This is a genomic window from Fibrobacter sp. UBA4309 (assembly GCF_002395745.1).
GTDB lineage: Bacteria > Fibrobacterota > Fibrobacteria > Fibrobacterales > Fibrobacteraceae > Fibrobacter.
Map to the genome: position 1 here is coordinate 28,780 of NZ_DGUN01000061.1, position 12,500 is coordinate 41,279.

The following is a 12,500-nucleotide window of genomic DNA, read 5'->3' on the forward strand; positions in this document are numbered from 1 at the left end:
TTTTAATCCTTCAAGTAGTCATCGACGTCCATGCCAAAGGAAAGGCCCATGGAGGTCAATACCTCGTTAAGTTCGACCAAGGACTTCCTGCCGAAGTTCTTGTATTTGAGCATATCGTTTTCCTTGTTGCGTACAAGTTCGCCAACGGTATGGATGTTGGCCATACGGAGGCAGTTGCTGGAACGAACAGAGAGTTCGAGTTCGTCCACGCGGGTACGCAGGAGCGTCGCGATACGTTGACGTTCTTCATCCATTTCGAGTTCTTCGGGGCTTTCGAGATCGCCTTCGAAGTTGATGAAGATTTCCAGGTGATCGACGAGGAGCTTCGCAGCGTAGGCGAGAGCGTCTTCGGGATCGATGGAGCCGTCAGTCGTAATTTCGAGTTCCAGGCGGTTGAAATCGGTACGCTGTCCAACGCGGGTATCGCTGATGTGCATAGCGACCTTCTGCACCGGGTTGAAGTTGGCGTCCATGGCGATAACGCCAATCGGAGCGTCCTTGTCCTTCAATTCGTCGGCGGTGACATAGCCACGACCGCAAGAGATCTTCACGTCCATCGACAAGGAAGCGTTGCCGTTCAATGTCGCGATATGGACATCCGGAGTCAGAATGGCGACGTTCGGATTGTCCATGAAGTCCTTCGCCGTGACTTCGCCGTCACCGGACATGTCCAGGTGAAGGGTTTCGTCGTGGTCGGAAAGGAGCTTCACGCGGAGGCTCTTCAAGTTCAGGATAATGTCGGTGACATCTTCCTTGACTCCCGGAATTGTAGAAAATTCCTTTTCCACGCCTTCGATTTTCACGGAGACAATAGCCGCACCCTGCAGAGAGGAGAGAAGCGTACGGCGGAGGGCGTTACCGAGGGTGATACCCCAGCCACGTTCCAAGGCTTCTACGACAAACTTGGCGTAGCGGCCGTCTTCGCCGGTCTCAACTTTCTGGAAGCTGCGCGGCATCTGAAGTGATTTCCACATCATTGGCGATACCTCTTTGGATTAAATTCTTCTCTTCTTTTTAGGACGGCAACCATTGTGCGGAATGCCCGTCACGTCTCGAATAGAGAGAACTTCGAGGCCCGCATTCTTGAGTGCGCGAACAGCGGATTCACGACCGCCACCAGCGCCCTTCACGCGGACGTCCACCTTGCGCATGCCGAGGTCGAACGCCTTGTGAGCGGCAGTTTCGGCAGCGAGCTGGGCGGCAAACGGAGTGCTCTTGCGAGAGCCCTTGAAACCGGAGTTACCCGGAGAGCCCCAAGCCACGACGTTACCGCGAGCATCGGTGATAGAAACGATTGTATTGTTGAAGGAAGCGAACACGCAAGCGATGCCCTGGATGTCGACACGCTTCTTGCCCTTCTTGACCTTTTCTTCAGTAGCGGCTGCGGCCGGAGCTTCAGCAGCGGCAGCAGTTTCCTTGATTTCTTCTTCAGCCACGACGAATCTCCTTACTTTTTCTTGTTAGCCACAGTCTTCTTGGGACCCTTACGAGTGCGGGCATTGGTGCGGGAACGCTGACCACGAACGGGCAGGCCCTTGCGGTGGCGGATGCCACGGTAGCAACCAATATCGAGCAGACGCTTGATATTCAGGGTAACTTCTGCGCGAAGCTGACCTTCCACAGAGTATTCGTCTTCCAAGAGATGGCGAATCTTACCTTGTTCTTCTTCGGTGAGGTCATCGCACTTCTTGTTCTTGTCGATGCCCAGCTGAGCACAGACCTTGTTTGCGGTGAACAGACCGACACCATAGATTGCCGTCAGACCGTACTCGACAGTCTTGTTTTTCGGCAAATCGACACCAGCTATACGTGCCATACGATCTCCTTATCCCTGCTTCTGCTTGTGACGGGGGTTCTTCGAACAGATGATACGCAATACACCCTTGCGACGGATGATCTTGCAGTTTTCACATCTGGGTTTAATGGAGGCTTTGATTTTCATAGGTTTGACCTTCTTTGAAAATACCTATTACTTGTAACGGTATGTGATTCTCCCTCGATTGAGGTCGTAGGGAGAAATTTCTACCAACACTTTATCGTCCGGCAAAATTCGGATGAAATGCCGACGCATCTTTCCTGAAACGTGCGCGAGAATCTCGTGACCATTTCCAAGTCCTACACGAAAGAAAGCGTTAGGAAGTGCTTCGAGCACCACGCCTTCAACTTGTATGCCTTCTTCTTTAGCCACTAGGAAGCCATCCTGCCGCGAATGCGGCCACTCTTCAGGAAACCATCATAATTCTTGGTATGTAACTGGGCTTCGAGTTGACGAAGCGTATCCAGGGCCACACCGACCACGATCAACACCGAGGTGCCCCCAATATAGAAACTCATATTGAGAGCGTCTTTCAGATACCAGGGTCCGACGCTAATAAAAGCGAGGTAAAGCGACCCGGGCAGAGAAATTCGGGTTAAAACATGGTCAATATATTCTGCCGTCTGCTTACCCGGACGAATTCCCGGAATAAACCCACCACTTCTCTTGAGGTTTTCGGCAATGTCGTTCGGGTTGTACTGGATTGCCGTGTAGAAGAAGGTGAAGAATATAATCAGGAGTGCGTCAGCCACGCTGTAGGCCAGGTGACCAGGGATGAACGCAGTAGCAAAAGCCTGCATAACGGACACATTCGGGAACCAAGATGCAATCATAGCTGGAATGAACATGATGCAGCTTGCGAAAATCACGGGAATCACGTTAGCGGTATTCACCTTGAAGGGCAAATAGCTGGACTGACCACCCATGACCTTGTTTCCGACGGTCCTGCGAGGACTTTGGAGTGGAATGCGACGGGTCGCCTGCTCGACGAACACGATGAAGCCGACAATCAGCACCACGACAGCGAGAATGAAGATCTCGATAGCGAGGGGCTGGATGCCTTCCTTCAGCATTTCCGTTTCTGCCAAGACGGCCCGCGGAAGGCCGCCGACGATACCGGCGAAAATTATAAGAGAAATACCATTACCCACACCGTGCGAAGTAATCTGTTCGCCGAGGTACATCACAAACACCGTACCGGCGGTGAAGGTCAGGGTTGCAAGTAAGCGGAAACCGATGTTGCCGGCGCCCGTAGCGAAATCGTCCGCGAGGGCAGATACGCCGGCACCGGTAGCTGTCGTCACCTTGAGCGAGGAAAGCCATACGGAAATACCCCATCCCTGCAAGGCGGAAAGAACCACCGTGAAGTATCGAGTATACTGGTTCAGCTTCGCACGACCTTCCTGACCTTCCTTCTGAAGCATCTGGATGGCGGGAATCACCGAGCCCATCAACTGGATGATGATGGACGCGCTGATGTACGGCATGATACCCAGGGCGAAAATCGTCGCTTTCGCGAACGCACCGCCCGTGAAGGAGTCATACAGGCCGAACAAGTTGTTCGAGTTCTTGAAGTATTCCGCCAGCACGGCGGCGTTTACTCCGGGGATGGTGATGTGAGCGCCAAGGCGGTAGATGATCAAGACGGCGAGCGTAAAGAGCAACTTCTTACGCAGGTCCTCGATCTTGAACGCATTGACGAACGCATCGATAGCTTTCTTGAGAGCTTCCATTAGATGATCTCGACTTTGCCGCCAGCAGCTTCAATGGCAGCCTTTGCCTTTTCGCTGATGGCGTTAACCTTTACATTGATAGCCTTGTCGATAGAGCCGAATGCGAGAATCTTGACCGGGAGGTCAACCTTCTTGATAAAGCCCTGATCAAACAGAACCTTAGCATCGAATTCCGTGACGCTGCAGGCAGCGAGGCGCTTGAGATTCACAATCTGGAATTCAATGCCGGCATGCTTGAAGCCGCGCTTCGGGATACGACGGTGAATAGGCATCTGGCCGCCTTCGAAGGCGACACGACCGGCCTGGGCGCTCTTACGTGCGCCGGCACCCTTCTGGCCACGACCAGCAGTAGTGCCCCAGCTAGAACCCGGACCGCGACCGATGCGCTTGCGGCTCTTGCCCTTGGCAGCCTTGCCAGGATTGAGAGAATTCAGTTCCATCTTAGATCTCCTCGACCTTCACCATGTCAGCCACGGCGTTGATCATGCCCTGGATGGAGGGGGTCAAATTGTGTTCGACAGTCTGTCCAATCTTGCGAAGACCGAGAGCAGCCACGTTAGCGCGGTGCACCGGAAGGCGACGGACAGTACCCTTGATCAAAGTAATACGGACTTTTTTCATGGTGTATTACTCCTTAGGCTTCGAAACCGCGCAACTTGGCGCAGTCCTGTTTGTTCTTCTGAGACAGCAGGCCTTCCAGGCAAGCGCGGACGACCGTGCTCGGGTTGGAAGAACCGTGAATCTTTGTGAGGATGTTGCGCACACCGGCGAGTTCGAGAACGGCACGGGCAGCGGCACCGGCGATAACGCCAGTACCCGGAGCAGCCGGCATCAGAAGGATGCGGGTAGAACCGGCCTTCACTTCGATGTCGTGCGGGATGGTGCCGTCCAGGAGCTGGACTTCGGCAATGTTGCGCTGGGCAGCTTCGGTACCCTTACGGATGGCTTCGGAAACTTCCTTGGCCTTACCGAGACCGACACCGACCTTGCCGTTCTTGTTGCCAACGACAACGAGAGCGGAGAAGGACATGCGGCGACCGCCCTTGACAGTCTTCGCGCAACGGTTGATGTGTACAACCTTGTCTTCAAATTCAGAAACTTGAGCTTCGCGTTCCAAAGTGTACCTCACTAGAATTTGAGTCCGCCTTCACGAGCTCCCTCAGCGAGAGCCTGAACGCGACCGTGATAGATGTAACCGCCGCGGTCGAAGACCACGGATTCAATGCCCTTGGACTTGGCGACTTCGGCAACCTGGAGGCCAAGCTGCTTGGCCTGTTCCGACTTCGTCATTTCGCCGAACTTGCTCTGGAATTCCTTAGCAGTCGTAGCGACCTGAGCGATGGACTTGTTGCTTTCGTCATCGATAATCTGGGCGACCATGTGAGACAAGGAACGGCGAACGGCCAAACGAGGGCACTCTGCAGTTCCGACAACAGACTTACGTACGCGTTCGTGGCGTGCGATTCTGGACTGGATTCTTTTTTTAGCAATTGCAGTCATAGTTTACCCTTATTTACCTGTCTTCTTACCTTGCTTGCGACGGACAATTTCGCCACTGTACTTGATGCCCTTGCCCTTATACGGTTCAGGACGACGGTACTTGCGGATTTCCGCGGCAGCCTGGCCGACCTTCTGCTTGTCGATTCCGGAAACGGAAATCTTCAGCGGGTCAACAGCCTTGAGTTCAACACCTTCCGGAGCCTTGAAGATCACCGGGTGAGAGAAGCCGAGCACGAGGTTCAGGTCCTTGCCCTTCTGTTCTACACGGTAGCCCACACCGACGATCTCGAGAGTCTTCTCGAAACCCTTGGTGACGCCTTCGACCATGTTGGCGACGAGGGCACGGGTGGTGCCGTGCATGGCACGGGTGAACTTTTCGTCGTTCGGACGGGAGAAGGAAAGCTGATCGCCTTCGAGCTTAATCTGGATCAGTTCGTGAACCGTCGTTTCAAGCTTGCCCTTCGGGCCTTCGACTTTGATGTTCTGACCGTTGACGTTAACCTTAACGCCAGCCGGGATAGTGATAATAGCTTTACCGATACGGGACATCTTTACCATACCTTTGCGATGACTTCGCCACCCACCTTCTGTTCGCGGGCTTCGTGGTCAGTCATGACACCTTTAGATGTGGAGATGATTGCATAGCCGAGGCCATTGCGGACACGCGGGAGCTTTGCAACGTCAACGTAGTGACGAAGACCCGGCGTAGACACGCGCTGGATGCCTTGGATAGCGGAAACGCCCTTCGTGTAACGGAGCAAAATCTTGAGAAGACCCTGCTTGCCGTCATCAACGACGACGAACTTCTTGATGAAACCTTTTTCCTGCAGAACGCGGGCGATTTCACGCTTCAGGTTGCTGGCAGGAATGTCCACCACGGGCAGCTGCGCCTTAGAGGCGTTGCGGATGCGGGTGAGCATATCGGCGATTGTATCTGTCATTGCCATTTGTACTCTCCTTACCAGGACGACTTTGTGATACCGGGGATTTCGCCGGCGAGTGCCATTTCGCGGAAGCAAATACGGCAAAGGCCAAAGCGGCGCATAAAGGCGTGCGGCCTACCGCAACGCTTGCAACGATTGTACCCACGAACGGTAAACTTCGGAGTACGCTTGCATTTTTCAATCATTCTTCTGCTTGCCATGGTATTACCTTACTTACGGAAGGGGAGTCCAAGTTCTTCGAGCAGTGCACGACCTTCTTCGTCAGTCTTTGCAGAGGTGACAAAGGAGATGTCCATGCCGAAAGTGCGAGAAACCTTGTCGATATCGATTTCGACAAAGATGGTCTGTTCCTTGATGCCGAGGGTGAAGTTACCCATGCCATCAAAGCCGCGACGTGCGAGACCACGGAAGTCACGGACACGCGGGAGGTTGATGTTGATGAAACGGAACAGGAAATCCCACATGTTGTCACCGTGGAGGGTGACCTTGGCACCGATGCCGATGCCTTCACGGAGGTGGAAGTTAGCGATAGCCTTCTTAGCGTTAGTGACTATGGCCTTCTGTCCGGTAATGGCGGTGAGAGTATCGACAGCTTCGTCGAGAATCTTGCGGTTCTGGGAAGCAGCGCCCACGCCCATGTTCACCACGATCTTTTCGAGACGCGGAATTTCCATTACGTTCTTGTAGGCAAACTTTGCTTGCAAGGCCGGAACGACTTTTTCGAGATAAAATTGCTTCATCTGGTTCATTGTTACACAGCCTTTCCAGTCTTCACACTGGTGCGAACGCCCTTCTTACCCTTTTCGCGGACGATGCGGGTACGGACAGGGGTATTGCCTTCGAGAAGCATCACGTTGGAAATGTCGATCGGCAGTTCCTTTTCGATGATGCCTCCAGTTTGGTTGGTCTGGCTCGGCTTTTCGTGACGCTTGCGAACATTCACGCCGCTCACAATCACCTTGCCGGCCTTGACACTGATCACGGTGCCGGTCTTGCCCTTGTTGGCACCGGAAATCACCTTGACGTTATCATTCTTCTTGATGTTAGCCATTAGAGAACCTCAGGTGCGAGGGAGATGATCTTCATGTAATTTTTTTCGCGGAGCTCACGAGCCACCGGTCCAAAAATACGGGTTCCACGCGGTTCACCATCCTTGGTGATGAGAACAACTGCGTTGTCCGAGAAACGAATGAACGTTCCGTCCGGACGGGAGATTTCTTTGCGTGTGCGCACGACGACGGCGTCGGCCACGGAACCCTTCTTCACCTTGCTCTGGGGGATAGCGTCCTTAACGGCTACCTTGATGACATCACCGATGCTAGCATAGCGACGGTTGGTGCCACCCAAAACACGGATGCAGGCGACTTCCTTGGCTCCACTGTTGTCAGCCACGACGAGTCTGGTTTCTTCCTTGAATCATATTCGCCTTACTCCAGGAGTTTACTTCTTCTTTTCCACAATGCGGACGAGGCGCCAGCGCTTCGTCGCAGAAAGCGGACGAGTTTCCATGATTTCCACCAGGTCGCCTTCGCCGGCTTCGTTCTTTTCGTCGTGAGCCTTGAGCTTCTTGGTGGTGGTCATGATCTTGTTGTACATCGGGTGACGCTTACGGTTTTCAACCATAACCGTGATAGTCTTGTCCATTTTGTCGGACGTAACAACACCCTGCTTGACTTTACGAAGGTTTCTATCCATTTCCTGCTCCTGCCGGCTTATGCCTTGGCCTTTTCGCTGAGGATGGTCTTGATCCTGGCGATGTCCTTGCGGGTCGTCTGGATCACAGAGGGTTTTTCCAAATTACCGAGCTTCGCAGTCATGCGGTAATTGAACAAATCGAGATTCAACTGAGCCAGTTTTTCCTTGAGCTGGTCAACGCCCAGTTCCTTCAATTCACGTGCTTTCATTAGATCTCCGATTCTTCGATGATTTTAACTTTGAGCGGGAGCTTCTGTGCGGCGACATGGAGAGCTTCCATGGCGAGGTCACGTTCGACACCACCCATTTCAAAAAGGATACGGCCCGGGAGAATCACGGCTGCCCAGAATTCCACAGCGCCCTTACCCTTACCCATACGGGCTTCGGCGGGGTGACGTGTTACCGGCTTGTCGGGGAACACACGGATCCATACGCGGCCACCACGCTTGATCTTACGAGTCATAGCGATACGGGCTGCTTCCAATTGGCGAGCTGTCAGCCAGCACTTTTCAAGAGCCTGAATGCCGAATTCGCCGAAGGCCATGTAGTTGCCGCGAGAAGCGACACCCTTCATACGGCCCTTCATCTGCTTACGATGTAATGTTCTTTTAGGACTCAGCATAATTACTTCTCTCTCTTGTTGTCGGACATGACGTCCTTACCAATCTTTTCACCGTGCATGACCCACACCTTGATACCGATGGCGCCATAAACGGTCTTAGCAATGGAGGTTGCATAATCGATGTCAGCACGAAGAGTGTGCAGAGGCACGCGGCCTTCGGCATACTTTTCAACGCGGGCGATTTCGGCACCGCCGAGGCGGCCACCGCACTGCACCTTGATTCCTTCCACACCCATGCGCATGGCGCTCTGGATGGCGCGCTTCATGGCACGACGGAAAGAAATACGCTTTTCGAGCTGGCGAGCGATGTTTTCAGCGACCAACTTGGCATCCGTTTCCGGGCGCTTGATTTCGTGGACGCTAATATAGATTTCTTTACCGGTGAGGAACTGGAGTTCGCTCTTGACGCGTTCCAATTCTTCGCCCTTCTTGCCGATGATGATACCCGGACGGGCGGTAAAGAGGTTGACGTTCACCTTCTTGACGGTGCGTTCGATGCCGACCTTGGAAAGGGAGGCATGTTCGAAACGCTTCATCAAGTAGCGACGGAGCACGATGTCTTCATAAAGAAGGTCGGCAAAATTGTCTTCGGCATACCACTTGGATTCCCAACCGCGGATGACGCCGAGACGAAGACCATTAGGATGAGTTTTGTGACCCATTGTTATTTCTCCTTGTCTGCGACGATGACGGTGATGTGGGTGAGCGGCTTTTCGATACGGAAAGCGCGACCCTGGGAACGCGGGTGAATACGCTTCATGATCGTACCACCATCAGCGGTGATGGCCTTGATCACGAGCTCTTCAGCAGTTACCGGAGCGGCAGACTTCTGCTTGAAGTTTGCGACAGCGGACTTGAGGGCGTTCTCGATGAGCGGAGCACCCTTGGTCTGCGTGTGAAGGATGGAAAGCATAGCGAAGGCTTCATCAACACGCTTGCCACGGACCAGGTCCACAACGCGGCGGAGCTTGCGCACGCCGTAACGGACGTTTTTCACTTTAGCAACAGCTTGCATTATTTGCCTCCAGCAGTTTCAGTCTTGCGATGGCCACGGAAAGTACGGGTCATGGCAAATTCGCCGAGCTTATGGCCGACCATGTTTTCAGAAACATAGACCGGGAGGAACTGCTTTCCGTTGTACACGGAGAAAGTGAGTCCGACCATATCCGGGACGATGGTGGAACGACGGGACCAGGTCTTGATCGGCTGCTTCTTGTCGGAGCTAGCCATAGCCTGGGCTTTGCTGAGAACGTGGGAATCCACGAACGCACCTTTCTTAAGGGATCTCGACATGAATTAGGCCCTCTTCTGACGACGGCGCACGATGTACTTATCGGTACGCTTATTGTTACGAGTTTTAGCACCCTTGGAGTTCTTGCCCCAGGGAGAGCACGGATGACGACCACCAGAGGTACGTCCTTCACCACCACCGAGCGGGTGGTCGACCGGGTTCATCACGACACCGCGGACAGCGGGACGTTTGCCGAGCCAGCGAGAACGGCCGGCAGAGCCCGAGGATTCATTCATGTGATCGATATTGGAAACCTGACCGACAACAGCGAGGCAGTCTTCGGAGATGTAGCGAACTTCGCCACTCGGGAGACGGACCTGGCAGAGCTTGCCGTCCTTGGCAACGAGTTCAGCAGCGGCACCGGCGGAGCGGACCAGCTGGGCACCCTTGCCCGGCTTCATTTCGATGTTGTGAATCAAAGTGTTCAGCGGGATATCGCGGATCGGGAGAGCGTTACCTACGCGGAATTCTGCACCTTCACCAGCGTTCAGGACGTCGCCGACCTTGACGCTTGCCGGGGCAATGATGTAGGCGCGCTTGCCGTTCTGGTACTTGACCAGGGCGATACGTGCTGTACGGTTCGGATCGTATTCGATCGTTTCGACAGTGCAGGGAATGCCTGCGAACTGGCGCTTGAAATCGATAAGACGATACAGTTTCTTGTGACCACCACCGCGACGGCGGGAGGTGATTTCACCAGCGTTGTTACGGCCGGAGCTACGCTTGATACCTTCGGTAAGCGGCTTGTACGGCTTCTCGGCAGTGATTTCCTTGCGGTCACCAATCTGCTTGTAGCGCAGCGTCGGGGTAAGAGGGCGATAAGATTTCAGACCCATGATTATACTCCTTCGAACTCGGCAATCTTTTGCCCGGCCTTGAGTGTGATGTAGGCCTTCTTCCAGTTGGGTTTCTTGCCGGCGGCCATGCGGACGCGCTTGATCTTGCCACGGTTAATCAGAGTATTGACCGAGGCGACCTTGACGTCAAAGCGCTTTTCGATAGCGGCCTTGACTTCGTCCTTGCTGGCGTTCAGGGCAACCTTGAACACGTACTTACGAGCACCGGACTTCGGATTCACCATGTTCTTGGTGGTTTCTTCGGTCACGTGCGGTGCAACGAGAATTTCGTGAAGTTCTTTCATTAGCGGCCTCCTTCAAGTTCTGCGAGAGCAGCCTGAGAGATGACAACGTTGTTCGCACGAACGATGTCGTAGGTATTGACATCTTCGACGCGGGCGCAACGGCACCAAGGAATGTTGTTGGAGGACAAGTAGAGGTTTTCGTCCTTCGCGCTAACAACAAAGAGCACGTTACGTTGTTCGATACCGGACTTGGTGAGAACGGCGAGGAGATCCTTGGTCTTCGGGGCGGAGAAGCTGAGAGCTTCGAACACGAAGAACTTGCCTTCCTGGGCCTTTGCAGCGAGTGCAGAGTGGAACGCGATCTTCTTGACCTTCTTGTTCACCTTTTCGAAGTAGTCGTGGGACTTCGGACCGTGAGCCTTGGCACCGCGAACCCACACAGCGGAGGTGTTCTGACCGGAGCGGGCGCGACCCGTGCCCTTCTGCTTCCAGGGCTTCTGGCCACCGCCGCTGACTTCGGACTTGGTCTTCGTCTTGGCAGTACCCTGACGGTTGTTGTTCAGGATGGCCTTGATATGCAAGTACATGCAAACCTTGTTGACTTCTTCGTCAAAAAGGGCCGGGAGCTGAATATCATTCTTGAAATCGCCGGTAGCGGCGAAAAGCTTTGCACTAGCCATTAGTCTTTCCTCACCACGATAATGCTGTTCTTCGGGCCCGGGACAGCGCCACGGACGAAGATCAGGTTGCGGTCGCCGTCGACTTTGACGACCTGGAGGTGCTTCACGGTCACTTTCTTGTTGCCGTACTGACCAGCCATACGCTTACCCGGGAAAACACGGCCCGGATAGGAGTGAGCAGACGTACCGCCCGGTTCACGCATGTTGTGCGTACCGTGAGAGCGAGGACCGCTGTGGAAGCCGTGGCGCTTGATGGTACCAGAGAATCCGTGACCCTTGGAGATACCGGAAACGTTCACCATCTTCGCATCGGCGAAGTCGGCTGCGCCGAATTCCTTGCCAACCGGCCAGGATTCGAGATCAGCCACGTCAAATTCGGCGAGGTGTTCGCGGACAGCGATTTCAGCCTTCTTGAAATGGCCGATTTCTGCCTTGTTGGCGCGCTGTTCCTTCTTAAGACCAAAGCCGATCTGGACGGCAGTGTAACCATCCTTTTCTTCTGTCTTGTGGGAAACGACCACGCACGGACCGGCTTCGAGAACCGTTACAGGAACGCATTCGCCCTGTTCCGTGAACACTTGGGTCATTCCCAATTTCTTTGCGAGAATACCGTTCATTGTTATTAGACCTTAATTTCGACTTCGACACCAGCCGGCAAGTCAAGTTTCATGAGGGAATCGACAGTTTGCGGCGTAGCATCGAGGATGTCGATAAGACGCTTGTGCGTACGGGATTCAAACTGTTCACGAGAAGTCTTGTCGATATGCGGAGAGCGGAGCACCGTATACTTCTGGACCTTCGTCGGGAGGGGGATGGGCCCCGCGATGCGGGCACCCGTTTGCTTAGCTGTATTCACGATGTCTTGAGCAGAGCGGTCGATCATACGATGATCGAAGCTCTTCAAGCGAATACGAATGCGTTCACCAGCCATGATTTTTCCTTACTTGATGATTTCGGTTACAGAGCCAGCACCAACAGTACGGCCACCTTCGCGGATAGCGAAGCGGAGCTGCTTTTCCATGGCGATCGGGGCGATGAGGTTCACGTGGATCGTGACGGTGTCACCCGGGGTCACCATTTCGACGCCTTCGGGCAGCTGGATCGTGCCGGTCACGTCGGTGGTGCGGAAGTAGAACTG

The 12,500-nt window shown here is 54.0% G+C and carries 26 protein-coding genes and 2 pseudogenes; all 28 read right to left on the reverse strand.

Annotated elements, in window-relative coordinates; translation table 11 throughout:
• Window positions 1–2 precede the first annotated feature (2 nt).
• Window positions 3–977, reverse strand: a complete 975-nt coding sequence (locus B3M32_RS08875; protein WP_290745583.1) for a DNA-directed RNA polymerase subunit alpha — start codon at window positions 975–977, stop codon at window positions 3–5.
• An 18-nt stretch (window positions 978–995) separates the two neighbouring features.
• Window positions 996–1,436 carry a 30S ribosomal protein S11 gene (gene rpsK, locus B3M32_RS08880; protein WP_349679865.1) on the reverse strand — a complete coding sequence of 147 codons (441 nt, stop codon included), beginning with the start codon at window positions 1,434–1,436 and terminating at the stop codon, window positions 996–998.
• Window positions 1,437–1,447: 11 nt separating this feature from the next.
• Complete coding sequence (gene rpsM / locus B3M32_RS08885) at window positions 1,448–1,816, reverse strand: 30S ribosomal protein S13 (RefSeq protein WP_072807559.1); 369 nt, start codon at window positions 1,814–1,816, stop codon at window positions 1,448–1,450.
• Window positions 1,817–1,825: 9 nt separating this feature from the next.
• Window positions 1,826–1,942, reverse strand: a complete 117-nt coding sequence (rpmJ, locus tag B3M32_RS08890; protein ID WP_014546097.1) for a 50S ribosomal protein L36 — start codon at window positions 1,940–1,942, stop codon at window positions 1,826–1,828.
• Window positions 1,943–1,969: 27 nt separating this feature from the next.
• The gene (gene infA / locus B3M32_RS08895; protein WP_290745598.1) at window positions 1,970–2,188 is read right to left on the reverse strand and encodes a translation initiation factor IF-1; all 219 of its coding nucleotides are present in this window, start codon (window positions 2,186–2,188) and stop codon (window positions 1,970–1,972) included.
• Window positions 2,188–3,549: a preprotein translocase subunit SecY gene (gene secY / locus B3M32_RS08900; protein WP_290745601.1), complete on the reverse strand. Its 1,362-nt coding sequence runs from the start codon at window positions 3,547–3,549 to the stop codon at window positions 2,188–2,190. The genes infA and secY overlap by 1 nt, the downstream gene beginning before the upstream one ends.
• The gene (gene rplO, locus B3M32_RS08905; protein WP_290745604.1) at window positions 3,549–3,989 is read right to left on the reverse strand and encodes a 50S ribosomal protein L15; all 441 of its coding nucleotides are present in this window, start codon (window positions 3,987–3,989) and stop codon (window positions 3,549–3,551) included. The genes secY and rplO overlap by 1 nt, the downstream gene beginning before the upstream one ends.
• Before the next feature lies 1 nt (window position 3,990).
• Window positions 3,991–4,170, reverse strand: a complete 180-nt coding sequence (gene rpmD, locus B3M32_RS08910) for a 50S ribosomal protein L30 (RefSeq protein WP_290745607.1) — start codon at window positions 4,168–4,170, stop codon at window positions 3,991–3,993.
• A 13-nt stretch (window positions 4,171–4,183) separates the two neighbouring features.
• Window positions 4,184–4,666, reverse strand: coding sequence for a 30S ribosomal protein S5 (rpsE, locus tag B3M32_RS08915; protein ID WP_173555045.1), 483 nt, complete (start codon window positions 4,664–4,666; stop codon window positions 4,184–4,186).
• Window positions 4,667–4,677: 11 nt separating this feature from the next.
• Window positions 4,678–5,049: a 50S ribosomal protein L18 gene (rplR, locus tag B3M32_RS08920; RefSeq protein WP_290745610.1), complete on the reverse strand. Its 372-nt coding sequence runs from the start codon at window positions 5,047–5,049 to the stop codon at window positions 4,678–4,680.
• A gap of 9 nt (window positions 5,050–5,058) precedes the next feature.
• Window positions 5,059–5,598, reverse strand: coding sequence for a 50S ribosomal protein L6 (rplF, locus tag B3M32_RS08925; protein WP_290745708.1), 540 nt, complete (start codon window positions 5,596–5,598; stop codon window positions 5,059–5,061).
• 2 nt (window positions 5,599–5,600) lie between these two features.
• Window positions 5,601–5,996, reverse strand: a complete 396-nt coding sequence (gene rpsH, locus B3M32_RS08930) for a 30S ribosomal protein S8 (protein WP_290745613.1) — start codon at window positions 5,994–5,996, stop codon at window positions 5,601–5,603.
• 11 nt (window positions 5,997–6,007) lie between these two features.
• The gene (locus tag B3M32_RS08935; RefSeq protein ID WP_173798268.1) at window positions 6,008–6,193 is read right to left on the reverse strand and encodes a type Z 30S ribosomal protein S14; all 186 of its coding nucleotides are present in this window, start codon (window positions 6,191–6,193) and stop codon (window positions 6,008–6,010) included.
• Window positions 6,194–6,202: 9 nt separating this feature from the next.
• Complete coding sequence (gene rplE, locus B3M32_RS08940; RefSeq protein ID WP_290745618.1) at window positions 6,203–6,742, reverse strand: 50S ribosomal protein L5; 540 nt, start codon at window positions 6,740–6,742, stop codon at window positions 6,203–6,205.
• Window positions 6,743–6,744: 2 nt separating this feature from the next.
• Entirely contained in the window at window positions 6,745–7,044 is a 300-nt protein-coding gene (gene rplX, locus B3M32_RS08945; RefSeq protein WP_290745621.1) for a 50S ribosomal protein L24, read from the reverse strand.
• Window positions 7,044–7,400, reverse strand: a pseudogene (rplN, locus tag B3M32_RS08950) (50S ribosomal protein L14); the annotation flags it as partial. The gene rplX and the pseudogene rplN, both read right to left, overlap by 1 nt.
• A 33-nt stretch (window positions 7,401–7,433) precedes the next feature.
• A complete protein-coding gene (rpsQ, locus tag B3M32_RS08955) occupies window positions 7,434–7,688 on the reverse strand; it encodes a 30S ribosomal protein S17 (RefSeq protein ID WP_290745624.1) in 255 nt (84 codons plus the stop codon).
• A gap of 17 nt (window positions 7,689–7,705) precedes the next feature.
• Window positions 7,706–7,897 (reverse strand): 50S ribosomal protein L29, encoded by a 192-nt coding sequence (gene rpmC / locus B3M32_RS08960; protein ID WP_173341035.1) that lies wholly within the window; start codon window positions 7,895–7,897, stop codon window positions 7,706–7,708.
• Window positions 7,897–8,310 carry a 50S ribosomal protein L16 gene (gene rplP, locus B3M32_RS08965; protein WP_290745629.1) on the reverse strand — a complete coding sequence of 138 codons (414 nt, stop codon included), beginning with the start codon at window positions 8,308–8,310 and terminating at the stop codon, window positions 7,897–7,899. The genes rpmC and rplP overlap by 1 nt, the downstream gene beginning before the upstream one ends.
• 2 nt (window positions 8,311–8,312) lie before the next feature.
• Entirely contained in the window at window positions 8,313–8,972 is a 660-nt protein-coding gene (rpsC, locus tag B3M32_RS08970) for a 30S ribosomal protein S3 (protein WP_173556295.1), read from the reverse strand.
• A 2-nt stretch (window positions 8,973–8,974) separates the two neighbouring features.
• Window positions 8,975–9,325, reverse strand: a complete 351-nt coding sequence (gene rplV / locus B3M32_RS08975; RefSeq protein WP_290745636.1) for a 50S ribosomal protein L22 — start codon at window positions 9,323–9,325, stop codon at window positions 8,975–8,977.
• Window positions 9,325–9,603, reverse strand: coding sequence for a 30S ribosomal protein S19 (gene rpsS / locus B3M32_RS08980; RefSeq protein ID WP_290745639.1), 279 nt, complete (start codon window positions 9,601–9,603; stop codon window positions 9,325–9,327). Before rpsS ends, rplV begins: the two co-directional genes overlap by 1 nt.
• Window positions 9,604–9,606: 3 nt before the next feature.
• Complete coding sequence (gene rplB / locus B3M32_RS08985) at window positions 9,607–10,437, reverse strand: 50S ribosomal protein L2 (RefSeq protein WP_290745642.1); 831 nt, start codon at window positions 10,435–10,437, stop codon at window positions 9,607–9,609.
• Between the two features lie 2 nt (window positions 10,438–10,439).
• Window positions 10,440–10,742 carry a 50S ribosomal protein L23 gene (rplW, locus tag B3M32_RS08990; protein WP_290745645.1) on the reverse strand — a complete coding sequence of 101 codons (303 nt, stop codon included), beginning with the start codon at window positions 10,740–10,742 and terminating at the stop codon, window positions 10,440–10,442.
• Window positions 10,742–11,362 carry a 50S ribosomal protein L4 gene (rplD, locus tag B3M32_RS08995; protein ID WP_290745648.1) on the reverse strand — a complete coding sequence of 207 codons (621 nt, stop codon included), beginning with the start codon at window positions 11,360–11,362 and terminating at the stop codon, window positions 10,742–10,744. The genes rplW and rplD overlap by 1 nt, the downstream gene beginning before the upstream one ends.
• Complete coding sequence (gene rplC, locus B3M32_RS09000; protein WP_290745651.1) at window positions 11,362–11,979, reverse strand: 50S ribosomal protein L3; 618 nt, start codon at window positions 11,977–11,979, stop codon at window positions 11,362–11,364. The genes rplD and rplC overlap by 1 nt, the downstream gene beginning before the upstream one ends.
• A gap of 5 nt (window positions 11,980–11,984) precedes the next feature.
• Window positions 11,985–12,293, reverse strand: a complete 309-nt coding sequence (gene rpsJ / locus B3M32_RS09005; protein ID WP_173798279.1) for a 30S ribosomal protein S10 — start codon at window positions 12,291–12,293, stop codon at window positions 11,985–11,987.
• Between the two features lie 9 nt (window positions 12,294–12,302).
• Window positions 12,303–12,500 (reverse strand): annotated as a pseudogene (gene tuf, locus B3M32_RS09010) (elongation factor Tu); the annotation flags it as partial.

Coding starts and splice junctions, on each gene's coding strand:
- rplR (WP_290745610.1), bottom strand. CDS start 5,049: ATGACTGCAATTGCTAAAAAAAGAATCCAGTCCAGAATCGCACGCCAC.
- rplE (WP_290745618.1), bottom strand. CDS start 6,742: ATGAACCAGATGAAGCAATTTTATCTCGAAAAAGTCGTTCCGGCCTTG.
- B3M32_RS08935 (WP_173798268.1), bottom strand. CDS start 6,193: ATGGCAAGCAGAAGAATGATTGAAAAATGCAAGCGTACTCCGAAGTTT.
- rpmJ (WP_014546097.1), bottom strand. CDS start 1,942: ATGAAAATCAAAGCCTCCATTAAACCCAGATGTGAAAACTGCAAGATC.
- rplF (WP_290745708.1), bottom strand. CDS start 5,598: ATGTCCCGTATCGGTAAAGCTATTATCACTATCCCGGCTGGCGTTAAG.
- rpmD (WP_290745607.1), bottom strand. CDS start 4,170: ATGAAAAAAGTCCGTATTACTTTGATCAAGGGTACTGTCCGTCGCCTT.
- secY (WP_290745601.1), bottom strand. CDS start 3,549: ATGGAAGCTCTCAAGAAAGCTATCGATGCGTTCGTCAATGCGTTCAAG.
- rplC (WP_290745651.1), bottom strand. CDS start 11,979: ATGAACGGTATTCTCGCAAAGAAATTGGGAATGACCCAAGTGTTCACG.
- rpsS (WP_290745639.1), bottom strand. CDS start 9,603: ATGTCGAGATCCCTTAAGAAAGGTGCGTTCGTGGATTCCCACGTTCTC.
- rplX (WP_290745621.1), bottom strand. CDS start 7,044: ATGGCTAACATCAAGAAGAATGATAACGTCAAGGTGATTTCCGGTGCC.
- rpmC (WP_173341035.1), bottom strand. CDS start 7,897: ATGAAAGCACGTGAATTGAAGGAACTGGGCGTTGACCAGCTCAAGGAA.
- rplW (WP_290745645.1), bottom strand. CDS start 10,742: ATGAAAGAACTTCACGAAATTCTCGTTGCACCGCACGTGACCGAAGAA.
- rpsQ (WP_290745624.1), bottom strand. CDS start 7,688: ATGGATAGAAACCTTCGTAAAGTCAAGCAGGGTGTTGTTACGTCCGAC.
- rplO (WP_290745604.1), bottom strand. CDS start 3,989: ATGGAACTGAATTCTCTCAATCCTGGCAAGGCTGCCAAGGGCAAGAGC.
- B3M32_RS08875 (WP_290745583.1), bottom strand. CDS start 977: ATGATGTGGAAATCACTTCAGATGCCGCGCAGCTTCCAGAAAGTTGAG.
- rplP (WP_290745629.1), bottom strand. CDS start 8,310: ATGCTGAGTCCTAAAAGAACATTACATCGTAAGCAGATGAAGGGCCGT.
- rpsH (WP_290745613.1), bottom strand. CDS start 5,996: ATGGCAATGACAGATACAATCGCCGATATGCTCACCCGCATCCGCAAC.
- rpsM (WP_072807559.1), bottom strand. CDS start 1,816: ATGGCACGTATAGCTGGTGTCGATTTGCCGAAAAACAAGACTGTCGAG.
- rplD (WP_290745648.1), bottom strand. CDS start 11,362: ATGGCTAGTGCAAAGCTTTTCGCCGCTACCGGCGATTTCAAGAATGAT.
- rplV (WP_290745636.1), bottom strand. CDS start 9,325: ATGCAAGCTGTTGCTAAAGTGAAAAACGTCCGTTACGGCGTGCGCAAG.
- rpsJ (WP_173798279.1), bottom strand. CDS start 12,293: ATGGCTGGTGAACGCATTCGTATTCGCTTGAAGAGCTTCGATCATCGT.
- rpsC (WP_173556295.1), bottom strand. CDS start 8,972: ATGGGTCACAAAACTCATCCTAATGGTCTTCGTCTCGGCGTCATCCGC.
- rplB (WP_290745642.1), bottom strand. CDS start 10,437: ATGGGTCTGAAATCTTATCGCCCTCTTACCCCGACGCTGCGCTACAAG.